This is a genomic window from Mycobacterium sp. (genome assembly GCF_036273375.1).
Classification (GTDB): Bacteria; Actinomycetota; Actinomycetes; order Mycobacteriales; family Mycobacteriaceae; genus Mycobacterium.
On record NZ_DASUHS010000252.1, the window covers coordinates 1 to 3,214 of the forward strand.

General features: G+C 68.8%; 4 protein-coding genes. 2 read left to right on the forward strand and 2 right to left on the reverse strand.

Annotation, left to right across the window (positions count from 1 at the left end; translation table 11 throughout):
- Together VFW69_RS22600 and VFW69_RS22605 are read right to left on the reverse strand one after the other, a co-directional pair.
- Positions 1–277, reverse strand: a 277-nt coding sequence (locus VFW69_RS22600) for a hypothetical protein (protein WP_526504807.1), incomplete at its 3' end; no start/stop codon positions are given.
- A gap of 123 nt (positions 278–400) precedes the next feature.
- Positions 401–1,291 (reverse strand): IS982 family transposase, encoded by an 891-nt coding sequence (locus VFW69_RS22605; RefSeq protein WP_526504809.1) that lies wholly within the window; start codon positions 1,289–1,291, stop codon positions 401–403.
- Positions 1,292–1,572: 281 nt separating this feature from the next.
- Here VFW69_RS22605 and VFW69_RS22610 point away from each other — a divergent pair, with 281 nt between their 5' ends.
- Both VFW69_RS22610 and VFW69_RS22615 read left to right on the forward strand, forming a co-directional pair.
- Positions 1,573–2,847 carry a S1C family serine protease gene (locus tag VFW69_RS22610; protein WP_526504811.1) on the forward strand — a complete coding sequence of 425 codons (1,275 nt, stop codon included), beginning with the start codon at positions 1,573–1,575 and terminating at the stop codon, positions 2,845–2,847.
- A gap of 204 nt (positions 2,848–3,051) precedes the next feature.
- Positions 3,052–3,214, forward strand: a 163-nt coding sequence (locus VFW69_RS22615; protein ID WP_526504813.1) for an FAD-dependent oxidoreductase, incomplete at its 3' end; no start/stop codon positions are given.

Here is a 3,214-nt window from a genome sequence, read left to right on the forward strand (position 1 = left end):
CGGCCTTGAACGCGACCCCGCTGCGTCCGTCGACCGTCCACGGCGTGGCGACAAGCTTGGTCACGGTGACCGCCTGCCGCTTGACCAACTTGGGTTCGCCGGCCGTCGTGACCTTGATGACGTCCGCCCCGCTGTCGTCCATCGCGACCAATTCGGTCGTGAACAGCGGCTCGCGGGAGTCGCGGTCGGTCTTCTGCCGGCCGTCGTTGTCGTTCTTCGGCTGCGGCTCACGCGACACCACGAAGTCGACGCCTTCGGTCTTGAGTTCCAACTGCATCGGGCTGTTCCTTTCGGCGTGCCGCCCCGGTGGCGGCTGCACGTCCAATAGAACGGCCGAATGCCCGGTCTGAAGGGGTCCGCGAGGTAGTCCCGGACTAGATGAGTGATTCCGTGAAGGTGGTTAGTGGTCGTAGGCGATCAGGGAGCGTTTGTGGGGGTGGCCGGTGGTCCAGTTGTGCCAGATGCCGGTGGCCATGGCGAGTAGGCGTTGGGCTACTCGGGTGAAGACGCCGGTCAGGGTGCGTGCGCCGTGGCGTTCGAGGTCGAGGTGGCCTTTGAGGGTCTGGTTGACTGATTCGATCCATTGGCGGATGCCGCTGAGGTTGCCGTTGCGGTAGGTCTCGTCGCGGCGGTCCGGGCGTAGTAGCCGTAGCCCCAGCGACTCGGTGAACCGGTGGAACTGGCGCCCGGCGAAGCCTTTGTCGGCGAGCAGGATCTGCCCGGCGCGGATGAGGTGGTGATTGTGGTCGAGCAGCGCGCCCAGCACGTCGCGTTCGCCGATCTTCGGGTTGGCCAGGCACCACATGATCGGCATGCCGTCCCCCGCGCAGACCAGGTAGAGCTTGAACCCCCAGAAGTAGCGCGAGTAGCTGGCGCAGTACCCGTAGCCGGCGTGCCCGGCCAGATCCGAGCGCTTCACGGTCTCCCGCGAGGTGCCGCACGGCACCGCAGTGGCGTCAGTCATCCACATGTCGTCGAACCAGGACGGGCACGCCGCCGCCAACGCGAGGATCGTCTGGCACAGCAGCCCCCGCGCGTTCTTCAACCGCTTGTGATAGCCCGGCTGCTGGGGCAGGTACGGAAACATCGCCTGCCACACCGGGTCGCTGCGCAGGTACCGGATCCACCGCCGTTCCGAGCGGTAGCCGAGCAGTACCTGCGCCACCGCCAACGTGACCAACTCACTGTCAGACAGCCCCGGGCGCCGGCCACGACCGACCCGCGGCGGCACCACATGGTCATCGACGAACACGTACAGTGCGGTCAGGAGGGTGTCCAGTTCTTTGCTCACACATCGATCTTGGACACCCTCTCCTCCTGCCCCCGATCACGACACACGTGATCTTCACGGAATCAATCATCTAGGACTCGACCCGTCGCATCCCGCCGCCGTCGCGTAGAAGGAGCCCGACATACCCACGATGCTCATCCGCTACACCGTCGGCCCGGGCGGATTCCATCACCCCTGGCCAGGCCCACCGCGTCGCCGTGCAGATCGGCGGGTTGATCGGTCGTAACCGCGGCATAGGGGAAGCTCAGCACCGACACAGGGACGACGCGGATGGTGAGGACATGACCGAGAGCTACCCGGGCAGCGATCAGCCGAGCGGTGCCACCTGGTCGTACTCGCCACCGCCTCCGCAGAGCTACCCCGGATTCGGGCCGCCCCTGTCAGGCGGCCCCGGCGGCCCGGGCGGGCCGGGGGGCCCCGGCGGACCGGCCGGCCCGGGCGGATCCGAGCAGTCCCGATCCGGGCGCTCGCGAGCCGTCGTCGTCGCCGCGGTCACGGCAGCACTCGTCGGCGGCGGTGTCGGCGCCGGAACGGTCGCGGCCTTCGACAACAACGGCAAGACGACCGTGGTCAACAGCCTGCCGCAGACCACCCAGACCGCGCCGCCCGCGGTGAAGATCAACGGGACGATCACCGCGGCGGCGGCCAAGATCCAGCCCAGCGTCGTCACGATCGACGTCACCGGACAGGGCCAGCAGGGCAACGGTTCCGGCGTGGTGATCCGCAACGACGGCTACATCGTGACCAACGATCACGTGGTCTCCGTGGCGGCCAACGGCGGCACGATGACGGTGCTCACCCACGCCGGCCAGCAGGCCAAGGCGACCATCGTCGGGCGCGACACGTCCGACGACCTGGCCGTCATCAAGGTCAACGGCCTGAAGAACCTGGCGGCAGCCACGTTCGCGAAATCCAGCAACCTCGTCGTGGGGCAGGCCGTCGTCGCGGTCGGGGCGCCGCTCGGCCTGGCCGACACCGTCACGTCCGGCATCGTCAGCGATACCGCCCGCCCGGTGCGGTCCGGCGACAGCGACCAGGCCGTGTTCGACGCCGTGCAGACCGACGCCGCGATCAACCCCGGCAACTCCGGGGGTGCGCTCGCCGATCTGAACGGCAACGTGGTGGGCATCAACGCCGCCATCGCCACCCCGAACACCGGCGGGCTGCAGATCCCTGGGCAGGACACGCAGTCCGGCAGCATCGGTATCGGGTTCGCCATCCCGTCCGACGAGGCGAGCCGCATCGCCGGCCAGCTGATCGGCACCGGCAAGGCCACCCACGCGGTGATCGGCGTCCAGGTGTCGGCGCAGCAGAACGGCAACCAATCGACGACGGGCGCGACGCTGAACAAGGTCGACGCGAACAGCCCGGCGCAGAACGCGGGCCTCAAGCCCGGCGATGTCGTGACCATGGTGAACACCCAGCGCATCGACGACGCCGACGCGCTGATCGCCGCGATCCGCTCGCATGCCCCCGGCGAGAAGGTGTCGGTCACCTACACGCGCGATGGCCACTCGACGACCGTTCAGGTCACGCTCGGCAGCGCCGGCAACTAGACCTCTCATCTAGGCCGGGCCGCGTCCCGACGTCCCCTTTCCCGGGGCGCGCGCCCGGCCGCCGAACGCCGACTCTCCCCGATTGCGCAACGTTCGGCGACCTGAGGCCGCCATACGTTGCGCGACCCGCAGGCGTTGCCGCTTTCGCGTGCGACGCGCCCCCACGGACGTTGATCGACGCGCCGGGCGACTACGCTCGGCCCGGTGAGTAGATTCGTGATCGTCGGGGGCGGTCTGGCCGGCGCGAAGGCGGCCGAGGCACTGCGCGAGCAGGGCTACGACGGTGAGCTGGTGCTGATCGGCGACGAGCAGTTGCCGCCGTACGAGCGCCCGCCGTTGTCGAAGAGCTACCTCGCCGGCGATTCGC